This window comes from Serratia sp. 2723 (assembly GCF_050434425.1).
Taxonomy (GTDB): Bacteria; Pseudomonadota; Gammaproteobacteria; order Enterobacterales; family Enterobacteriaceae; genus Chania.
This window is the reverse complement of sequence record NZ_JBNDIN010000003.1, coordinates 117,738-137,304: the sequence shown is the minus strand read 5'-3', so window position 1 is coordinate 137,304 and position 19,567 is coordinate 117,738. Positions and strand designations below refer to the sequence as shown.

Sequence of the window (19,567 nt, the reverse complement as noted above, 5' to 3'; positions counted from 1 at the left end):
ATTTTTGGCATTGCTCGGTCTGTTCTGCTGGTGGATTGTTAATGCAAGTACGGGTTAAGCCAATGATGATGTAAATGGGCGCAGCGTGCTGCACCCCTGGTGTCACCACATCGATCAGGCCTTACTACCTTGCCCAACGCGGCCCCAAACCATCTCGCCCTTATGGAACGTGGCGGTTCTTGGGGAAATACGCGCTACCGCCTCGGCGGAGCAGGAGGCGTCAACCAATACGAAGCTGGCATCGTCCTGGGCTTTCGGCCATACGCGTTCACCTTTGTCATTCAGCGGTAAGACATCACCGGTGGCGAGTGCCAACGAACGTGACAGGGTTCCCTCATTCGGGCGTACGTAAAGCTGAGCATAAAGGTTGGCTTTCTCCAGCATGTCGCCCAAACCATATGGCGACCAGTGGTCGATCACGCTGTCAGTGCCGGTCATCAAAAACACGCCTTTCTCACGCAGCTGGCTGAGCGGCATGTGCATTGTACCGATAGGGACCGTGGTGGCAATGGTGATCTGCTGTGCTGCCATACGGGTGGCAATCTCATCCACCTGCTGTTCATTCATCATTGCCAGCGCAAAGGCGTGGCTAATGGTCAGCTTGCCCTTTAACTGTGGCGTTTTCTCGACGGTTGCTACCATGTAGTTCACCGCCGCAATGCCTGCCGGGCTGGTTTCGTGCAGGTGGATGTCCACCCCTTTGTTATAATCCAGCGCGATCTGGAACATGCTATCGAGCGACTTTTCCATTGCGCCATCGACGTTGGTCGGGTCCAGACCACCGACATAGTGCGCTCCTGCCTGCATTGCCTCACGCATTAGCGGCTCTGATTTCGAATACAACAGGCCATGCTGTGGGAACGCGACAATCTCGCAGTCAAAGCCGGATTTGCGGCGTGCCAGCACTTCTTGCAGATTCTCCAGGTTTTTCAGCCCCGAGGTTGGCTCAACGTTGCAATGGCTGCGGGCGGTGGTGGAACCGTAGGACTGAATCAAATCTATCAGCTTTTCGGCCCGCTCTTGGGTGTAAGGTTGCAGTTCCGGCAGCAGCTTCTGTTCCAGCCTGATCATATCCTTGATGGTGGTACCCGCCGGGCGATTCAGCGAACGCCATGGGCCGCCGTAAAAGGTTTTGTCCAGATGGATGTGCATATCACGCATGGCGGGCAGCATCAGTTTGCCGCCAGCGTCGTAAACCGGTAGCGCACTGTCCGCATGCTGGCGGTTATCGCGCAACGCAACGATCTTGCCCTGGTTGATCTCCAGCGTTTTTAGTTCGGTGCGAGTGCTGACCGGGGTTGCTCCGTCAAACTCAAAACCCGCCTCTAGCAGCACGTTATCCAGATAATAGTGCTGGTCGGTAATTTTCATGCGCTGGTCTGCCTCACTGTTCGCGGTTGCCGGGTTAGCAGCATAACCGACAGAGGAGGTTGCGCCCAATAGCGCGCAGGCCGCAGCGACTTTGCCACTATGGCTCAAAAACTCACGGCGGCTTTTGTTCTCATTCATCTGTTGTTGCCTCTCAGAGGTTAACGATATGGGTGCCTGTTTCACCGCGCAGTGCGGCGGGGAGGCAATCCGGCGAGGTGATGACGACGCGTTTGCCGCCATCGCGTAAGAATGCCAGGCTGGCGACGATCTTCGGCAGCATGCTGCCAGCAGGGAAGTGGCCCTCTGCCATATAGCGGGTCATTTCGGCCACGTTCACCTGGCCTAACGCCTGCTGATCCGGTTTGCCAAAGTGAATGCACACTTTCTCTACGCCAGTGGTGATCACCAGCACGTCGGCGCGGATTTCCCTGGCAAGCAGGGCTGTGGAGAGATCTTTATCGATCACCGCATCGACGCTTTGGTGATCCCCTTGTGGATTGCGCGTGACAGGGATGCCACCGCCGCCCGCTCCGATGACTACAAACCCTTGTTGCGTGAGTGCCTGGATTGCGTCGGCTTCCACAATTCTTATCGGTTCTGGCGAGGCGACCACCCGGCGATAGCCGCGCCCGGAGTCTTCCACAAACCGCCAGGTGGGGTATTGCTGCAATAATACATCGCGCTGTTGTTCGCTAAAGAAAGCGCCGATAGGTTTGGTGGGGTTGGTGAAGGCGGGATCTTGTTTATCCACTTCAACCTGCGTGATGACGGTTACCGCTTTCTGCCCGCCATGCTGCGCCAGACGGTTGTTGAGTGCCTGCTGAATGAGATAGCCGATACCACCTTGGGTATCCGCTACGCAGTTGGCCAGTGGGGTCAGCGGTAGCCCTTCATGTTCGTGGGCCACTTCTGCACGGCGCAATTCCAGCCCCACCTGCGGGCCGTTGCCGTGGGTGAGTACGATGTGGTAATCCGATGCCAGCATTTCCAGCACCGAGTCTGCGACCTTTTTCACCGCCTCGGCCTGATGTTCCACGGTCTGGCTGGCGTTGTCTTTGATAATGCTGTTGCCACCAATGGCGACGACGACGAGTTCTTTCATTTGGGTCTTCCGATTAAAAAGGCCGTTTAAATAGGGGCGGGAGCCTATGATTGTCCCCTCACCCTAACCCTCTCCGTTAGTGAGAGGGAACCGATCGAGTTCGTTGATTTTTCCGCGTAATACTTTGTTTTTATTACTCCCTACTGTCCGGGCTGGTTGTGCACTCGGGGCAGCTCCCTCTCCTTGTGGGAGAGGGCTGGGGTGAGGGATCAGGCCGTCTTGGTTGGCTCTTGCACTGCGGCAGCCACCGTTTCACGGCTATCGAGGAAATGCTTCGCCACAAACATGGCCGACATCATCAGGTAAGCCAGCGTGAACAGCAATGAGCTTCCCTCGGCAAAGCCCACGGCTGGCGCATGGATCACACCAAACAGCGCCAGCAGAGCACCGGTTGCCGCCGCCACCGCACCACGCAGCGGTTTGTTGATGATGGCGAAAATCGCGACACATCCCCAAAGCATACTGGCCAGCGGCGCACCGCTACCCAAATGCACCAACCCCTGGTAATACACGCCTTTGCTATGCAGCAACTCAGCGCCCAGCTTGGCTCCCGAGGTGCCCGCCGCCCCCAGCACGCTGTTAACCATGGTTAATCCCCAGTTGGCGATCCACGGGAACAGGCAGATGAAGATCACCGGGACCTCGATTTTCGGCGTTTCCCTCACCACCTGGTTGGCGGTGACCACGCCGATAAACACCAGGATAGGCACGATTGCCGTCATCGGGATCACCGCCAACATAAAGGCACCCAGCCCGAACAGCGGAACCAGGAACATCGTCACGCCGGAAGCCAAGGTGTAACCAATGCTGGCCCCCATGGCTTTCCAACCGGCGTGGCCAACATACACGGTCACCGGGAACGGGTTGCCTAGCAGGCAGCCGAACATGGAGGAGAGACCGTTGGCCATCATCACTTTGCGGGTGTTGTATTCATCCCCGGCGGCGTGCGCACTCTCGATGTTCTCCAGGTCAAAGATGTAGTTCGCCAGCCCCAGCGGGACGGCAGAGGCCAGATACGGCAGCGCGTGTGGCAGGCCCTGCATGAAGCTGTCGACATGGAATCCTGGCGGGTTAAAGCCAAAGGAAGACATCGAGGCTTTAATCGCATCTGGGCTTTGCAGGCCGGAGATCCACGCCAGAGCGGTACCGGCGATCAGCAGCAGCAAACCGGTCGGAATGCGGGCGAACATCGGCTTTTTGCCAAACCAGTTGATAAAGATCAGCAGCAGCACGATGAACGAAACGGTCGGCGCTTCGAACGCCTGCAACATCGGGTTCATCGCCAGTAGCAACAGCCCCAGGCCGGAAAGGCAGGAGAGCAGCACGGTGCGCGGGATCATCTTGCGGATGGTTTCGCCGAGGAAAGAGCCGCCCACCAGGATCAGTGCTTCAACAAAGCACCACACCAGGCCGATCGCAATGGCAAAGTCCGCATCGCCGGTCGACTGATAAACCGGCATCAGCACCAGGAAGGTCACGGTAAAAATAGACGGCGCACTCGGGCCAGAAGGCAGCGCGGTCACATCGCTCCGCCCGGTCTGGCGAGCCATTTGCAGGCCGAACCAGGTGTAACAGATGCTGGCCATCATCACGGCCAGACCAAAGGCCGGGGCTATGCGCCCGTAGACAATCTCTTTGGGAATACCCACCACAAAGATGAGTAACCCCATCATGGTGAGCAGGTTGGTCAGGTTATTGGTCATCAGCCCGAAGTAGGCTGCCCAGTCACCGCGTTTCCACTCTAATTTCATTTTGTTCATGGAAAATCCTTCACAGGTCGTTTAACAACTCTCGACGATCAACGGGATCGCCATTGGTCCTGCAGGTGAACAACTCTCTGGTGTCAGGTGGGGCTAACGTTGGGTTAGCCCCGTTTTTTTTATTGGCAGTAGTGGTCGCGATAACTCAGTATTGCTTTCTCAAAACAGGCGAACGGCGGGTGCACAATCCCGGCACCGATCATGCCGATCCCTGCATCCTTGTGGGCAATGGCGGTATTGATCACCGGCAGGATGCCGCTGCTGCCGACCTTGGTAATATCGATCGCCGTTGGGATCCCCATAAACGACAGCAGGGGAATGGTGACGTTGGGGTTTTCGCCCAGGGTGATTTCACGCATCTGGCGTGAGAAATCGATCGCTTCATCCACCGTGCCCCCTACCAGTGCAACGATGGCCGGAGCGGTTGCCATGGCAAAACCGCCAATGCCGTAGGTTTCGGTGATGGCGCTGTCACCGATATCCAGCCCCGAGTCTTCCGGTTTATAGCCTGCAAACATCGGGCCGATAACCTGCTGCGCTGGGCCGGTAAACCACTGGCCTGGCAATCCGCTTATGCGCAGACCAAACTCAACGCCGTTGCGCGCCATGGTGGTGACGACGGTGCTGTACTCAATACCGTGCGCCGCATCCATTGCCGCTTTACACATCGCCATCCAGGTTGGGCCGGAGAAGTAATCGCTGCTGGCGACAAAGTCGAAGACCTCGCGCTGCTGCTCAACCGGGTAGCCTGCCTGGATAATCCACGGCGTCAGCGCCTGGATCAGCAGTGAAGTGCCCGCGTTGTTGCGGTTGTGGCACTCGTCACCCATGTGCAGCGCCTGTGCCAGCATCAGCCGCAGGTCGATCTCACCGGCCAGCTTCATGGCATCGCGCAGCATCGGGCCTTGCACATCGCGCATCCAGATCAGGCGGTCAATCACGCTCTGGTCATTGGCCCCCATGCGCAGGATCTTCGCCATCTGCTCGCTCATATTGGTATAAGCGCGGTTGCCGTAGGTTTTGTTTTCTACGATATGCATAAACATTGATGCAGAAGTCACGCCTGCCATTGAGCCAACGCAATCATGCTCATGGCACGGCGAGAAGATGATTTCGCCAGAGGCAGCCAATTCCGAGGCTTCGTCAAGGTTGGCCGCTAACCCTTCAAACACCAGCGCACCGGTGACCGCGCCTTTCATCCCGCCGCACATCTTCTGCCAGGTGATCGGTGGGCCAGCATGTAAAATGGTGTTGCGCGTCATCCCAGGGACGACGTTGATCGCCTGGTCATAACCTACCAGCACCGGATGCGACTGAATAATGCGTTCCAGCGCCAGTTTGTTCGCGGCAGCCACTTTCTCGGCAAGCGCCGGGGAGGCAATCTGATCGAGAGCCTCAACCACCGCCATATTGCCCTGGCCCGGCGGAGTCCAATCGAGCTGGGTTACCGGCACATGTTGTTTTTTGAGGTCATCACTGAACATGGCGATACCGACGTTAATGACGTTCAGCGGTTGGTTAAATAACGTGTGGCTCATCAGGCTTTCCCTCCTTTACAAACAAATTCACGCGCCAGCAATCCGGTATTGGTGCTGCTGCTCGCCCAGATCACTCCCGCATCGGTGAGCATCTGGCACTGCTGCTGTAGCGACGGCGTATCGAGATCGGTGCCCAGCACATAGCCGAGGATCTCCAACGGCCGGCTCTCGCTGGCCGCAATGGCCTTGGCCTCTTTGATCGCCTCGATCATTACGCCCACCGGATCTTCGTGAGAGCCAAAGCCAAGCACGAAGTCCATCACGATCACGCCAACTTCGGGATCGCGCGCTTCCTGCAACAGACGTTGGATGCGGTTGGTCGGGTCGATCATCGGGTGTGGCTTGCCATTGGTGAAGTCGTCATCGCCAAAGTCGAGGAAGGTGTGTGCCACGCTGCGGTTGAGGTCTGGCAGGCGCATGGCCGGGTCGGGTTGAATATTGCTGTAAACGTCGTCGTATTTTTCCAGTGCGGCGAACATCGCTTCGTCGCACAAAGTGCCGCCACAGAACAGGCCGCGAATGTATTTTTGCTGTGGCGTCAGCTTGGCACGCACTTCTTCAATCAGCGGCCAGTTCAGTGGATGCAGGTCGAGCGACTCTTCTTTGATGCCGGTAAGCAGCACGGCCTTTAACGCTGCCTGTTTGGTTGCACGCGCAAACTGTAACCCTGGCTCATCGGCTGGTGGCTCATTGCGCCCAAGGAAGCAAACCACTACGGGTTTACGGCAGGCACGGGCGCGTTCGAGCACGGTGTGTGCCACGGCAGGGGCTGGGGGCTTGGAGACCAGTACAATCACCTCCGTACCGTTGTCGTTGTCTAACATCTCCAGCGCGTCCAGCATCATCCGGCCACCGATCTTTTCACTTAGATCGCGCCCGCCGGTGCCAATCAGCTGCGAAATACCACCGCCGAACTCATGGATACGCACGCTCAGCTCCTGGCTACCGGTGCCGGATGCACCGATGATGCCGATGTTGCCACGGCGTACCGCGTTACCAAAACACAGAGCGGTGCCGTTAATGATGGCGGTACCGCAGTCTGGCCCCATCAGCAGCAGACCTTTTTCATGTGCCAGCCGTTTCAGCGCCAATTCATCCTCGATGGAAACGTTATCGGAGAACAGCATCACGTTGAGATTGTTTTCCAGCGCTTGACGAGCTTCACGCGCCGCATACAGGCCATTTACCGAGATCACCGCGAGGTTGCTCTCCGGGATATTGGTTTTCGCACTGGCGAGGGTGGCGTAGCGCGCTTCGTGGCGGCCACCTTTATCTTTGTGGGTGAACAAGGCTTCAATCGCTTGCAGGGTCGCCTCGTTAGCTTCATCGCTGGCGCCCTTAATCACGATCATCAGATCGCCGTTTTTGGCGGCTTCCAGCTCTGGGGTTAACAAGCCCAGGTTCTCCAGCACTCCTTTGTTCATCTCCGTGGCCATGGCCACAAACGCTTGTTCAACGCCTTCAAGTTTGTTCGCTTTGGTGGAGATAGACATCAGCGAAACAGAGTCAAACCAGGTGTTGTTTTTTACCACGATCCTGATGGGCATATTTTTCTCCAAAATAGGAGGTCAAGAGGCAGGCATCGGTCATGCCATACAGCATGTCGCAACCCGAACTTGAACCAATCTGTTTAATCTTGTTAATGGTATCGATAATAAGGTGACGATCGTCGTGTACTAATTTTTCTAACAGGTGGCTTATCACCTGTCGGTAACGCTGATTGATTGCTGCCTCTAATGTAATAGCGCTTAGCAGCGTGGTTTTATGTTGCGCTTTTTCCAGTGCCGCCAGAAAAACCTCGCGATATTTTTGTGCCGGATGGCCGGGTAGCAGTAATATAGAGCAAAGCCCAACCAGATAATCATCACCGGAAGGCGTCAGGCCAATGCCTAAGCCGATGAGAGAATGTATGGCCTCGTCGGGATTTTCATTGCGCCGTATTGCCAGGAATAACGCATCACGATGAAGCTGTAATAATCTGGCCGTTTCCCGGTAAAATATATTTTCTCCACGGTAATTAAACAGCGAATTACCGGATGAAGCCTGTTGATTAATGTATGCTCCCCATTGGTGCCAAGCAATTGATGCTCTGCTTGCTTCGGTTAAATACAGGTCAGGCTGCTGCCATGTCTGGCAGTGAGATAAATCAATCCAACTATGCTGACCTATTTCAATGCTGCCCTGAGAAAACTCGACGCGATCTCCTGGGCTAAATATCTGGTCACAGTGCCTGAGCGCTATGCGGCAACTATTGGGGGCGTTATCGTACTCGTCGCTTAATAACGTGTAGAGCATGTTCTGCTCGGGGACGAACAGGTTTACCGCGCGGGAAAAAACCTGTTCGACCTGCCCACTTAGCTGCTGGCGGGGGAACGCCACCTCCGCCGATAACGCTGTAATGCACTGCCGTTGCGGCTGTGCGATGGCATTTCTCCTCTGTTAAGCGCCGGCGGCAACCAGCAGTTCAGCAATTTCGTGATAGCCTTTTTCACGGGCCAGCGTCAGGGGAGATTTACCATATTTGTCGGTCATATGAGGATTGGCACCGTGATCGAGCAGTAATTTGACAATCTCTTGCTGTTTCGCGCCGCCATCATTCAACACAATGGCTTCCAGCAGCGGCGTCCAACCGACAAAATTGGTGTGGTTGACGTTAATTTCGGTACGCGTTAACAATTCACGTACAATATCGACGTGACCTTTTTCGCTGGCTGGGGTAATACCCACGCCGCCAAAGCGTGTTAAACGGTCCAAATCCGGGTTTGCTGGCAATACCAGACGTAGTAGCGTTAAGTCATTATTCAGGCAGCTCAGCAGGAAGGGGTTAAAACAGGTCTGATCCTGCTTATCAATGTCTGCACCGGCAGCGATTAATAATTCCACGCAGTCGTAATGTTTATTCAAGCTGGCAAGCGTAATTGCGGTGCGGCCTTGGCGGTTGGTGGCATTGATATCTGCCCCTTTACTCAGGCAACTTTTCAGCGCGTCGCAGTCGCCCTGTTCTGCTGCAAAAAGAAATTCTGTGATTAGCGCCTTATCAGACATATTCTGGCTCCCTATTTTTCCAGTGGGCTTTGGATGCTTTCATTGCTACTGAGAATAGCAACAGATGCCGGATAAAAACATCCGCTTAAGAATCATTCATCGCAAAGGGAGTAATTATTGAAAACAATTCAACAATAAAGACAAACTGTGCGTCGGCGCAATCTTTCTCTTATGTTTTAGGTCTTTTACCACGATAAACATCCCTGCGGGATATGGGCTTTCATCTCGCGCCACATCAGGCTCCAAACTAATAATCAGAAGTGTGATTGTCTTCAAAACAGTTGTAATGGCAGTGTTAAATTTTGTTCAATACTGGTTGCGTGTCATAGGATTTACAAATACATTCAACAATGCGGCTGCCCCTCACCCCAACCCTCTCCCACGGGGAGAGGGAGCTGACCGGAGCGTTTGGTTGGCCCGAGCAGCTTCGGAAAGTGGGGTGTAAAAGAAGATGTATGGGTTATTACGCAGAAAAATCAGCAAACTCGATCAGTCCCCTCCCTGTGGGAGAGGGTTAGGGTGAGAGGCCTATGAATTCTATTTTTACCGAAGAAAACCTGTTGGCATTCACCACCACGGCGCGTTTTGGCAGCTTCAGCAAGGCGGCCAAGGAACTGGATCTGACGACCTCGGCCATCAGCTATACCATCAAACGCATGGAAACCGGGTTGGACGTGGTGCTGTTTAACCGCAGCACGCGCAGCATCGAACTCACCGAGTCCGGTTTTTACTTCTACCGTAAAGCGACCGATCTGCTCAACGACTTCCATGCCATCAAGCGCGGTATTGATACCATCTCTCAGGGCATCGAGGCGCGGGTGCGCATCTGTATCAATCAGTTACTCTACACCCCACGGCATACCGCTCGGCTGTTACAGGTGCTGAAGAAGCAATTCCCCACCTGCCATATCACGGTGACCACCGAGGTATACAACGGTGTCTGGGATTCGATCATCAACAACCAGGCCAATATCGCTATTGGCGCACCGGATACGTTGCTGGACGGCGGTGGCATTGATTACACCGAAATCGGCGCCATCCGTTGGGTGTTCGCCATTGCGCCCGATCATCCATTGGCGTTTATGCCGGAGCCGATCTCTGAGAGCCAGCTGCGGCTCTATCCCAACATCATGGTGGAAGACACCGCGCATACCATCAACAAGAAGGTGGGATGGTTGCTGCACGGGCAGGAAGCGATCCTGGTGCCGGACTTTAACACCAAGTGCCAATGCCAGATTTTAGGGGAGGGGATTGGTTTCTTACCGGAATATATGGCGCGTGAGCCGGTAGCGGAAGGGCTATTGGCTACCCGTGCCATTCATAACCCACGTCAGGATTCCAGCATGTTGCTGGCGACGCAGCATGCGGCAACCGGGCAGGTCACCCAGTGGATCAAAAAGCAGTTCGCTCCGGGTGGGGTGCTGACTGGGATTTATGGGGATTTGCTTTACCGGGAGTGACTCGGGGATCTTGGTGCCTAAAATCCCCTTACCCTGGCAGAAAGTAAACTGCGCCTTAAAAGCTGGCTATTGTGCATCATAGTCGCGATCGGGTAACTGTTCTGCCAGTACGCCAACACCTACCGACAAGTCGCCAGCTTAGGCATTGCTCGTTAATAAAATGGCTGCCAGCGAGAGTGGTTGAACTGTTAAAAATGATGTGCGAGTGGATAAAAAAGAATAATCCGTCATGACAAATATCCCAGAGTTAGGTCAAAAGGTTGTCATCAGCCGCTAATGAGCCGATAACAAAACTTTAGATTTTTATCGATACAGTAATGAAATGTTATGGCTTGCATACGCGCGGCTTGCTCTTCAGGCGTCCAGCTAAACATCTGGTGACCGAACAGGAACAGCGAACCGGCGAGAATGAACTGCACCGTCGATAGCGGATCATCAACTTGAAAAACGCCTTCCTGGTTTCCTTGCTCCACCACTGTTGCCAGGATCGGCCCAAAGGCCAACACCGTTTCAATATTGCTGCGCTCATGTAATGCGCGGTTCTCTGGGCGGTGTAAGTCCTCAACCAAAGCCTGCCCGGCTTCTACGGTTTGATTCTGCGCGGCGATGATGGCGCAGAACTTTTCAATCGCCCCCAGTTGCGGATCGTCGGCAATGATTTGTGAGCGGGCAACCATCTCGGCACACAGCTGCTGTGCCAACGCTGCCAGTACTTCATCTTTGTGGAGGAGGAGGGAACATCGAGTACGTGTCATCATTTTGTTTCCTCATCCAACCCGTTATCTTTCAATAACTAATTAGAGTTAGTTCAAGTTTGCGCTGCCTCGCAAAATTCAATCAACAACCGAACAACCTGCCGGAACTTGACCAAAGACAACATTTTTTGTGGGGGCTATGGTATCCCTACGCACGGTGTAATGGCGAAAATCTGTTCTAACAAGAACTTAACGACTAATAAAAGCACTGCTCTCAAGCAGGCAAAATGGATGGGATGCTTATGAATAAGGTAAGCAAGTTATTGATGCTATTTCTGGCAGGGATGTACGCGGTTTTTCTCTCTTTCCCGGCACAGGCAGATGCGACACCTGCCGCCACGCCGCAGAAGGTTGAAGCCAAGAATGAAACCTTCTCTGCACCTCACCCTGACCAATATAAGTCCTGGCAGGCGACCTCCGAGCAGTCCGATCGGGTAGACGCTTTGGCTGGCGACCCGCGTCTGGTCATTCTTTGGGCCGGATACCCGTTTGCCAAGGATTACAACAAGCCGCGTGGGCATGCCTATGCCATCACGGATATCCGTGGATCCTTACGTACCGGTGCACCGAAAACGGCAGAAGATGGTCCGTTGCCCATGGCCTGCTGGAGCTGCAAAAGCCCGGACGTTGCCAGGGTGATCGCCGAACAGGGTGAAGCGAGTTATTTCCATGGTAAATGGGCGCGTGGCGGGCCGGAAATCGTCAATAACCTCGGCTGTGCGGATTGCCACAATACCGCTTCCGCTGATTTTGCCGCCGGTAAACCTGCGCTGCAACTGTCCCGCCCTTACGCGGCTCGAGCCATGGAAACGATAGGTAAGCCGTTTGACAAGGCAGGCCGCTTCGATCAGCAATCGATGGTGTGTGGGCAGTGCCACGTTGAGTATTACTTCGATGGTAAAGACAAAGCGGTGAAATTCCCTTGGGACAAGGGCACTACGGTCGATGACATGGAAGTGTATTACGACAACATCGAATTTTCCGACTGGACCAACCCGCTGTCCAAGACGCCAATGCTAAAAGCCCAACATCCAGAATACGAAACCTGGAGCGCGGGTATTCATGGCAAGAACAACGTCACCTGTATCGACTGCCATATGCCGAAAGTGCAAAACGCCCAAGGCAAGATCTATACCGATCACAAAATTGGCAACCCGTTCGATAACTACGAACAAACCTGTAAGAACTGCCACACCCAGGATAAAGCCAGCATGCAGGCGGTGGTGGAAAAACGTAAGCAGGATATCAACGAGATCAAGCTGAAGGTGGAAGACCAGCTGGTTCACGCGCACTTTGAGGCGAAAGCGGCCTGGGATGCCGGTGCCACCGAAGCTGAGATGAAGCCTATCTTGACCCACATCCGTCATGCGCAATGGCGCTGGGATTATTCCATTGCTTCCCACGGTATTCAAATGCATGCGCCAGAAGTTGCATTGCGCATTTTGGGTACCGCGCTCGATCAGGCAGCACAGGCACGGACTCAGTTGATCCGTCTGCTAGCGACCAAGGGCATCACCACTGAAGTCAAGTTGCCGGACATTTCCACCAAGGAAAAAGCACAGTTGGCGCTGGGTATGGACATGCCACAGCTAAATGCCGAAAAACAGGAATTCCTCAAGACGGTGGTACCGCAGTGGGAAGAACAGGCACGTAAAGCCGGGCTGTTAGGCAAATAACCCCTCCGCCCCGTGTGCGGGGCGTAAACAAATGGAGTCAATATGAGCGTACTGCGTTCGTTATTAACTACCGGGGTGCTTGCCTGTAGCCTTTGGCTGACAGTATTACCGGTATCGGCCCAGGCCGACAGCCCCGCTGTTCAACAGCAATCGGCGGAAGTCACCTTGCAACGTAATCCGGATGAGGCCTGCCTGCGTTGCCACAAGCCGCAACAGAATGCGATGCACGGTAAACATGCGGGAGCCATTAACCCGAATAACCAATTGCCGCTGACCTGCACCAACTGTCACGGTTCACCTTCGCTGCATCACCGTGAGGGCGTGAAGGATGTGATGCGTTTCAACGAGCCGATGTTCGGCGTGGAACAGCAAAACAGCGTTTGCCTGTCCTGCCATTTGCCAGAGACGTTGCAAAAAGCCTTCTGGCCACATGATGTGCATTTGGCCAAGGTGAGCTGCGCCAGCTGCCATACCTTGCACCCGCAGCAGGATAAGGTACAAGGGTTGAACGACAAGGGGCGGATCAAGCTCTGCGTGGACTGCCACCGTCAACAACAGGATGATCCCGCGTTTAATCCAGCGTCTGTAAGGCTGGATAAGGGGCAGCCATGAGCTGCTCACGGCGCCGTTTTATCGTAGGCATTGGCGTGTTGGCGGCTGGCTCGACTCTGGCGGAAAAGCTGCTGGCGCGCACCATGAACGTCAATGGCATCCGTTACGGCATGATCCACGATGAGTCGCGTTGCATCGGCTGTACCGCCTGTATGGATGCCTGTCGCGAAGTCAATCAGGTGCCGGTGGGGGTTTCGCGCCTGGAGATCGTCCGTAGCGAACCGATAGGCCAATTTCCGGACGTGAAGTACCGGTTTTTCCGCCATTCGTGCCAGCATTGCGATGACGCTCCCTGTGTGCATGTTTGCCCAACCGGAGCCTCGTTTATCGATGCCGCCAGCGGCATTGTCGACGTGAACCCGGATCTCTGTGTCGGTTGCCAATACTGCATCGCTGCGTGCCCTTACCGGGTACGCTTTATTCATCCGGTGAGCAAAACGGCGGATAAATGCGATTTTTGCCGCAAGACCAACCTGCGGCAGGGCAAGCAGCCAGCCTGTGTATTGTCGTGCCCCACCAAGGCATTAACCTTTGGCAATCTCGACGATCCACACAGTGATATTTCGTGTCTGTTGCAGCAAAAGACCACTTATCGCTACAAGATAGCCTTGGGGACCCGGCCAAAAATGTATCGCGTGCCGTTTAAATATGGGGAGACAAGTCAATGACTTCTGCCTTTCATTTTGACTCTCTGGTCTGGGACTGGCCCATTGCGATTTACCTGTTCCTGATCGGCATCTCTGCCGGTTTGGTCACCCTGGCTATCCTGTTGCGCCGCTATCATCCAGAGGAGGGGGCCTCAAACAGCCGGGTGATGTTAACCACGCTGTTTATCGCCCCAACCTCGGTCATGCTGGGGCTGGTGATCCTGATCTTCCACCTGACCCGTCCGTGGACCTTCTGGAAACTGATGTTCCACTATAGCGTCACCTCGGTGATGTCGATGGGGGTGATGCTGTTCCAGGTCTATATGGTGGTGCTGGTGGTCTGGCTGGCGCTGATCTTTCGTGATGAGGTGGCGGCGCTGCAACAGCGTTGGTTGCCAAAGTTGGCGGTGATCCCACGCCTGCTGCAGCGCTTGCTGCCGCTGTTGCGGCTAATAGAAACGGTGATGCTGGTGTTGGCGGTGCTGTTGGGGGCTTATACCGGTTTCCTGCTTTCGGCGCTGAAGTCGTACCCGATGCTGAATAACCCGTTGTTACCGGTGCTGTTCCTGTTCTCTGGCATTTCGTCCGGGATCGCGGTGGCATTGCTGGTAGCGGCCTTCGGACCTAAAGGTCATCTGCACAGCCGGGAAGTGCATTTCCTGCATCGCCTGGAGACGCCGGTGGTATGGCTGGAGATCTTCCTGCTGGCGGCGTTCTTCATCGGCCTGTGGCTGGGGGATGACGGCAAACTCCGTGCCTTGTCGGCGGCACTTGGCGGTGGATTCTGGTCCTGGTGGTTCTGGTTGGGCGTCGTGGGCTGTGGGCTGATTATGCCCTTGCTGCTGAAAGCTCTGGGCTGGGGGAAAGCGCATTTCCATATCCTGTTGATCAGCGGCGCTAGCCTGTGTGGCGTGCTGCTGCTGCGTTATTTTATTCTGTATGCCGGGCAGATGACGGTTGCCTGAGTGCTTACCCGTCGTCTTTCAAGCCGCAGCGTTGTTACCTGCACTTGCCCACCCCAGTCACTTACTAAAAGTAAGCTCCTGGGGATGAACAAGCTTGTCGCCTAGCAGTGCTGTACAAGGATGTACAAATGCCGCGAGCGTAGGGATGCGCATGAGCGGCCGACTTGAAATCCATAGGGTAGAGCAGGACAGATAGAAGAGAATAAGGCGGTAGATGTGTTGTGGTTACCCGAGCTGGGATTTATTGCGTTATTGCTGGCCTGCACGGCGTCGCTGCTGCTGGCTGGCATCACGCTGTTGGCGTTGATGGATTGCCGTTGGGGTGGGCTGTTGCCGGTGCGTGGTTGGAGCCTGGGCATTTTTGTGTTAATCGCACTGTCCTTCGCCATTCTGCTACTGCTGTTTTTGCGCAATGACTTCTCGGTCATGTACGTAGCCCAACATGGTCACAGCCAGTTGCCACCGCTGATGAAGGTCGGGGCGTTGTGGGGTGGGCATGAAGGCTCGCTGCTGCTCTGGCTGCTGTGCCTGGCCGGTTGGTCTGCCTGCTTTGCCTTGTTCAGCCCCAAATCGATGCGCTCACTACAGCCGCTCACGCTGGCCATTCTGGCGTTGATCGTCGGCTGTTTTCTGCTTTTCATCCTGTTCTTCTCCGATCCTTTCGTTCGGCTCTTCCCCGCCGCGGTTCAAGGGCGCGATCTGAACCCGATGCTGCAACATATCGGCCTGATCCTGCACCCTCCGCTGCTCTATTTGGGCTATGCAGGGTTTGCCACCTGTAGTGCTCTGATGCTTGCTGCTTTGCTGCAAGGGGAGTTTAGCGCCGAGGTTGCCGGGCAGTGCCTGCGCTGGGCCAAACCGGCCTGGTGTTTCCTCACTGCCGGGATTATTTTGGGGTCCTGGTGGGCTTACAGCGAGTTGGGCTGGGGCGGCTGGTGGTTCTGGGATCCGGTGGAGAATGCTTCACTGCTCCCTTGGCTGACCGCGACCGCTTTGTTACACAGTTTGGCAGTCGGCCAGCGTACCGGAGGATTGCGGCATTGGTCGCTATTGCTGACGTTGGGCACCTTTGTTCTCAGCCTGTTGGGCACCCTGATTGTGCGTTCTGGCATCCTGGTTTCAGTGCACGCCTTTGCATTGGATGAGCAACGTGCATTGCCGCTGTTTATCCTGTTTGCCTTTCTTAGCGGGTCGTCATTTTTAATCTATGCCTTACGTGCCAACCGGGGGAAAGCCGTTATGTCCCCGGTGAAACCTGCATTGCTCGGCGCGTTGTTGCTTCTCAGTTCCGCCGCCCTGATCGTGCTGGTGGGGACTTTGTACCCGATGCTCTATCGGATAATGGGGTGGGGGCAGATCTCTGTTGGCGCGCCTTATTTCAATCTGGTGCTGCTGCCGTTTGGGCTGCTGGGGTTGGTATTGATGTGTTATGGCGGATTCAGGCGGCGGCGCTATGCCCAGTGGATTGCTCACGCCGGAGTGTTGCTGACGGCATTAGGCATTGCCAGTTCGGCGCTGCAACGCCATGAAATCAGCCTGAACGTCACCGTGGGCGAGACGGTTAGCCTGGCGGGATACCAATTTACGCTGCGTTCGGTAGATCTACAGGCTCAGGCTAATTTCACCAGTGAACAGGCGGTGATTGAGGTTAGCCAGCAAGGCAAGCCCGTGGCCCAGTTAACGCCTGAAAGGCGGTTTTACACCGCCCGCCGCCAACAGATGTTTGAGCCAGGCATCGACTGGAACGCTTTCCATGACTGGTACGTGGTGATGGGCGAAAAAAGTGGTGAGCAGCGTTATGCCATGCGCTTTTATGTGCAGACCGGCATCCGTTGGATCTGGTGGGGTGGGGCGTTGATGATGATTGGCGTGTTGGCCGCCGGTTGGCAAAGGAGGCAAACATGCGCTGGTTGACCGCTCTGCTGTTGTGGGGGAGCATCACGTTACCGCTGGCGGCCCAGATTGTTGATACCTGGGCATTCAGCTCGCCGGAAATGCAGGAGCGGGCGCTGACGGTGGCAGGCCAGATCCGTTGCCCGCAATGCCAGAATCAGAGCCTGCTGGAGTCCAATGCCCCTGCGGCGGTCGCCATGCGCCATGAGGTGTTTGCCATGACCGAACAAGGCAAAACGCAGGCGGAAATCATGAATTTCATGACGGCACGCTACGGCAACTTTGTCCGCTACCAACCGACTCTCGAGGCCCCGACATTGTTACTTTGGGGATTGCCGCCGTTGATGCTAGGGGCGATCGGGCTGGTGTTATGGCGGCGGAGGAAAGTGGAATGAAAACGAGTTCTTACCCCCTGCTGTTTATCGCGCTGGTGCTTGGCCTCACTGCGGGTTGCTATGTGGTCAGTGGCCGCCCGGCCACTGTGTTGGCCGAACAGCATCAGCGCAGCTTGCCAGCTCAACGGCTCACTCCTCAAGAGCAGGTCGAAAGCGAGTTTCTGCAGTTACAGCAAAAGATCGAGCAGTCCCCGCAAGACAGCGTGTTGTGGGCGCAGTTGGGGGAATATTATCTGTTTAACGATAATTTTGCCGATGCGCAGGCGGCCTATCAGCGGGCATTGGCTCTGCGGGGTGCGAATGCCGAATTGTACTCGGCGCTGGCGACGGTGCTTTATTACCAGGCGGGGCAGCGCATCACCCCGCAGGTGGAGAGCAATATAGAAAAAGCCTTGGCGCTGGATAAAGATGAGGTTTCAGCGCTGATGCTGCTGGCAGCCGATGCCTTTATGCATACAGAATATGCCAAGGCGATAAGCTTATGGCAACGCCTGTTGGACAGCCAGTCGCCACGGGTTAACCGGCCACAGCTGATTGAGGCCATCAATATGGCCAAACTGCTGTTACAGAATCAATAAAATTGAGCGATTTCCCCTCACCCTAACCCTCTCCCAAAGGGAGAGGGGACCGTACGTGCCACCTGTTGGCTAATTTATTTATCTTATATATCAATATATTAAAGTTAATTTCTGCACAAAACGACAACACCGTAGCAGCTCCCTCTCCTGGGGGAGAGGGTTGGGGTGAGGGGGCCGGAGCTCACGCCATGCGAATGAAATTCACCAATCTAGGCTGAGCAATCCTCTGATAATCTCCAGCGTTGAGGATCAGCGAACGCTCCAGCGTGCCAGCATTAAAGGCCAACTCGTCAAAGCGTTCAAACAGTAGCGGGTCGGCGACCAGCAGCAAATCCGGGTGGAAGCTGAACGGCGGGATCGCGCCAAAGACGCAGTCGGTCAGTTGGTCGACTTCAACCGGGCTGGCCAGTGAGGCGCGAGTACCGCCAACACCCTGCGCCAACGCGCCGAGATCGGCCTGTTGGTCGGCGGGCAGGATGGCCAGCACGTGCAGCTTGATGCCGTTGCCCTTGACGTGGCACACCAACGCTTTCGCCCCTTGCCCCAACTGGGTGCCGCGAATCTTGGCGACTTCTTCGGATTTTCCTGCCGTGGGATGCTCAACCACGCGATAGCGCGCCTGCTGCTGGTCAAGAAGGGAGGTTAAACGACTAAAGGTTGCGGTAGACACGCCATGCTCTCCAGAATTTTGATTTTCTTGCCCCTATCATAACGCGTTGTGACAGAGAATGGCTCAGCCAAATTATTGATTAAACAACGGGCTATTTTTTGGTTTTGACGGATAATACACAATTATGAAACGGGATTTTAATTTTTTGAAAGGAAAGGGGCGTGAAGACTAACCTGTCGTTGTATACCCAGCCGAAGTTCGTTTGGCTGTGTGCGGCTTTCTGCTGTTTGCTGTGGGGCAGTGCCTATCCGGCGATTAAAAACGGTTATGAAATTTTCCAGATCGCCACCGACGATCTCCCCGGCAAGATCGTCTTTGCCGGTTACCGCTTCGTGATTGCAGGGGGCTTATTGCTGCTGTTTGCCATCTTGCAGGGTAAAACCATCGGCCGTTTGTCACGGCGCCAGTATTCACAGTTGGTGGTGTTAGGGAGCACGCAAACGGCGCTGCAATACGTCTTCTTCTATATCGGTCTGGCCTACACCACCGGGGTAAAAGGATCGATCATGAATGCGACCGGCACCTTCTTTAGCGTGTTGCTGGCGCATTTCATTTATAAAAACGATCGTCTTAGCATGAATAAAATCGTCGGCTGCGTGGTGGGTTTTGCCGGGGTGATGGTGGTGAACTTCAACAGCCAACTGATGGACTTCAGCTTTAGCTGGCTGGGGGACGGCTTTGTGGTGATCGCCGCGTTTATCCTTTCGGCCGCTACGCTGTATGGCAAGCGCATTTCGCAGACCGTCGATCCGACGATCATGACCGGCTGGCAACTGGCTATCGGCGGCGTGATGCTGACGGTTGGGGGATATCTGGCGGGGGGCCGGTTAGAGTTCCACGGCTGGGCATCGGTGGCGATCCTGAGCTACCTGGCGCTGCTGTCCTCGGTTGCTTTTGCGCTCTGGAGCCTGCTGCTGAAATATAACCGCGTGGGTATGATTGCGCCGTTCAACTTCCTGATCCCGGTTTCCGGCGCGGTGCTGTCGGCCATTTTCTTACAGGAAAGCATCATGGAATGGCGTTATGCCGTGGCGCTGGTGCTGGTGTGCTTTGGTATCTGGCGGGTCAACGTGGTGCGCAAAGAGGCATCGTAGGGGCGC

General features: G+C 55.2%; 18 protein-coding genes. 9 read left to right on the top strand and 9 right to left on the bottom strand.

The genetic code is table 11. The annotated features are described in order from the left end of the window. Positions 1 to 114: 114 nt before the first annotated feature. The 7 genes from ABIE29_RS05575 to ABIE29_RS05545 all read right to left on the bottom strand — a co-directional run bounded on the left by ABIE29_RS05575 (position 115) and on the right by ABIE29_RS05545 (position 8,816). Complete coding sequence (locus tag ABIE29_RS05575) at positions 115 to 1,509, bottom strand: amidohydrolase family protein (RefSeq protein ID WP_429617181.1); 1,395 nt, start codon at positions 1,507 to 1,509, stop codon at positions 115 to 117. 13 nt (positions 1,510 to 1,522) lie between these two features. Continuing rightward, positions 1,523 to 2,473 carry a carbamate kinase family protein gene (locus ABIE29_RS05570; protein WP_429617180.1) on the bottom strand — a complete coding sequence of 317 codons (951 nt, stop codon included), beginning with the start codon at positions 2,471 to 2,473 and terminating at the stop codon, positions 1,523 to 1,525. A gap of 209 nt (positions 2,474 to 2,682) precedes the next feature. Next, on the bottom strand, positions 2,683 to 4,233 hold the full coding sequence (locus ABIE29_RS05565; protein WP_429617179.1) for a xanthine permease: 1,551 nt from the start codon (positions 4,231 to 4,233) through the stop codon (positions 2,683 to 2,685). A 119-nt stretch (positions 4,234 to 4,352) separates the two neighbouring features. Next, positions 4,353 to 5,771, bottom strand: coding sequence for a DUF1116 domain-containing protein (locus ABIE29_RS05560; RefSeq protein ID WP_429617178.1), 1,419 nt, complete (start codon positions 5,769 to 5,771; stop codon positions 4,353 to 4,355). Further along, positions 5,771 to 7,318 carry an acyl-CoA synthetase FdrA gene (fdrA, locus tag ABIE29_RS05555; RefSeq protein ID WP_429617177.1) on the bottom strand — a complete coding sequence of 516 codons (1,548 nt, stop codon included), beginning with the start codon at positions 7,316 to 7,318 and terminating at the stop codon, positions 5,771 to 5,773. Before fdrA ends, ABIE29_RS05560 begins: the two co-directional genes overlap by 1 nt. After that, positions 7,278 to 8,066: a DUF2877 domain-containing protein gene (locus tag ABIE29_RS05550; RefSeq protein WP_429617176.1), complete on the bottom strand. Its 789-nt coding sequence runs from the start codon at positions 8,064 to 8,066 to the stop codon at positions 7,278 to 7,280. The genes fdrA and ABIE29_RS05550 overlap by 41 nt, the downstream gene beginning before the upstream one ends. Positions 8,067 to 8,210: 144 nt before the next feature. Continuing rightward, positions 8,211 to 8,816, bottom strand: a complete 606-nt coding sequence (locus ABIE29_RS05545) for an ankyrin repeat domain-containing protein (RefSeq protein ID WP_429617175.1) — start codon at positions 8,814 to 8,816, stop codon at positions 8,211 to 8,213. Between the two features lie 530 nt (positions 8,817 to 9,346). On the opposite strand from ABIE29_RS05545, the gene ABIE29_RS05540 reads away from it, so the two are divergent. Then, complete coding sequence (locus ABIE29_RS05540; protein WP_021180041.1) at positions 9,347 to 10,276, top strand: LysR substrate-binding domain-containing protein; 930 nt, start codon at positions 9,347 to 9,349, stop codon at positions 10,274 to 10,276. A 266-nt stretch (positions 10,277 to 10,542) separates the two neighbouring features. Here the strand turns inward: ABIE29_RS05540 and ABIE29_RS05535 are convergent, their stop codons facing one another. After that, complete coding sequence (locus ABIE29_RS05535) at positions 10,543 to 11,034, bottom strand: hypothetical protein (RefSeq protein WP_429617174.1); 492 nt, start codon at positions 11,032 to 11,034, stop codon at positions 10,543 to 10,545. Between the two features lie 281 nt (positions 11,035 to 11,315). Between ABIE29_RS05535 and nrfA the strand changes: the two genes are divergently transcribed. The 7 genes from nrfA (at position 11,316) to ABIE29_RS05500 (ending at position 17,797) form a co-directional block, all read left to right on the top strand. Beyond that, on the top strand, positions 11,316 to 12,707 hold the full coding sequence (gene nrfA / locus ABIE29_RS05530; protein WP_429617545.1) for an ammonia-forming nitrite reductase cytochrome c552 subunit: 1,392 nt from the start codon (positions 11,316 to 11,318) through the stop codon (positions 12,705 to 12,707). 42 nt (positions 12,708 to 12,749) lie between these two features. After that, positions 12,750 to 13,319: a cytochrome c nitrite reductase pentaheme subunit gene (gene nrfB, locus ABIE29_RS05525; RefSeq protein ID WP_429617173.1), complete on the top strand. Its 570-nt coding sequence runs from the start codon at positions 12,750 to 12,752 to the stop codon at positions 13,317 to 13,319. Then, positions 13,316 to 13,987 carry a cytochrome c nitrite reductase Fe-S protein gene (gene nrfC / locus ABIE29_RS05520; RefSeq protein ID WP_429617172.1) on the top strand — a complete coding sequence of 224 codons (672 nt, stop codon included), beginning with the start codon at positions 13,316 to 13,318 and terminating at the stop codon, positions 13,985 to 13,987. Before nrfB ends, nrfC begins: the two co-directional genes overlap by 4 nt. Next, the gene (nrfD, locus tag ABIE29_RS05515; protein ID WP_429617171.1) at positions 13,984 to 14,931 is read left to right on the top strand and encodes a cytochrome c nitrite reductase subunit NrfD; all 948 of its coding nucleotides are present in this window, start codon (positions 13,984 to 13,986) and stop codon (positions 14,929 to 14,931) included. The genes nrfC and nrfD overlap by 4 nt, the downstream gene beginning before the upstream one ends. 216 nt (positions 14,932 to 15,147) lie before the next feature. After that, complete coding sequence (gene nrfE, locus ABIE29_RS05510) at positions 15,148 to 16,845, top strand: heme lyase NrfEFG subunit NrfE (protein ID WP_429617170.1); 1,698 nt, start codon at positions 15,148 to 15,150, stop codon at positions 16,843 to 16,845. Next, complete coding sequence (locus tag ABIE29_RS05505) at positions 16,833 to 17,219, top strand: cytochrome c-type biogenesis protein CcmH (protein ID WP_429617169.1); 387 nt, start codon at positions 16,833 to 16,835, stop codon at positions 17,217 to 17,219. The genes nrfE and ABIE29_RS05505 overlap by 13 nt, the downstream gene beginning before the upstream one ends. Then, positions 17,216 to 17,797 carry a TPR domain-containing protein gene (locus tag ABIE29_RS05500; RefSeq protein ID WP_429617168.1) on the top strand — a complete coding sequence of 194 codons (582 nt, stop codon included), beginning with the start codon at positions 17,216 to 17,218 and terminating at the stop codon, positions 17,795 to 17,797. Before ABIE29_RS05505 ends, ABIE29_RS05500 begins: the two co-directional genes overlap by 4 nt. Positions 17,798 to 17,978: 181 nt before the next feature. Here the strand turns inward: ABIE29_RS05500 and ABIE29_RS05495 are convergent, their stop codons facing one another. Next, a complete protein-coding gene (locus ABIE29_RS05495; RefSeq protein ID WP_429617167.1) occupies positions 17,979 to 18,467 on the bottom strand; it encodes a YbaK/prolyl-tRNA synthetase associated domain-containing protein in 489 nt (162 codons plus the stop codon). Positions 18,468 to 18,628: 161 nt separating this feature from the next. Here ABIE29_RS05495 and ABIE29_RS05490 point away from each other — a divergent pair, with 161 nt between their 5' ends. Further along, entirely contained in the window at positions 18,629 to 19,561 is a 933-nt protein-coding gene (locus ABIE29_RS05490) for a DMT family transporter (RefSeq protein ID WP_429617166.1), read from the top strand. The last annotated feature ends 6 nt before the right edge of the window (positions 19,562 to 19,567 follow it).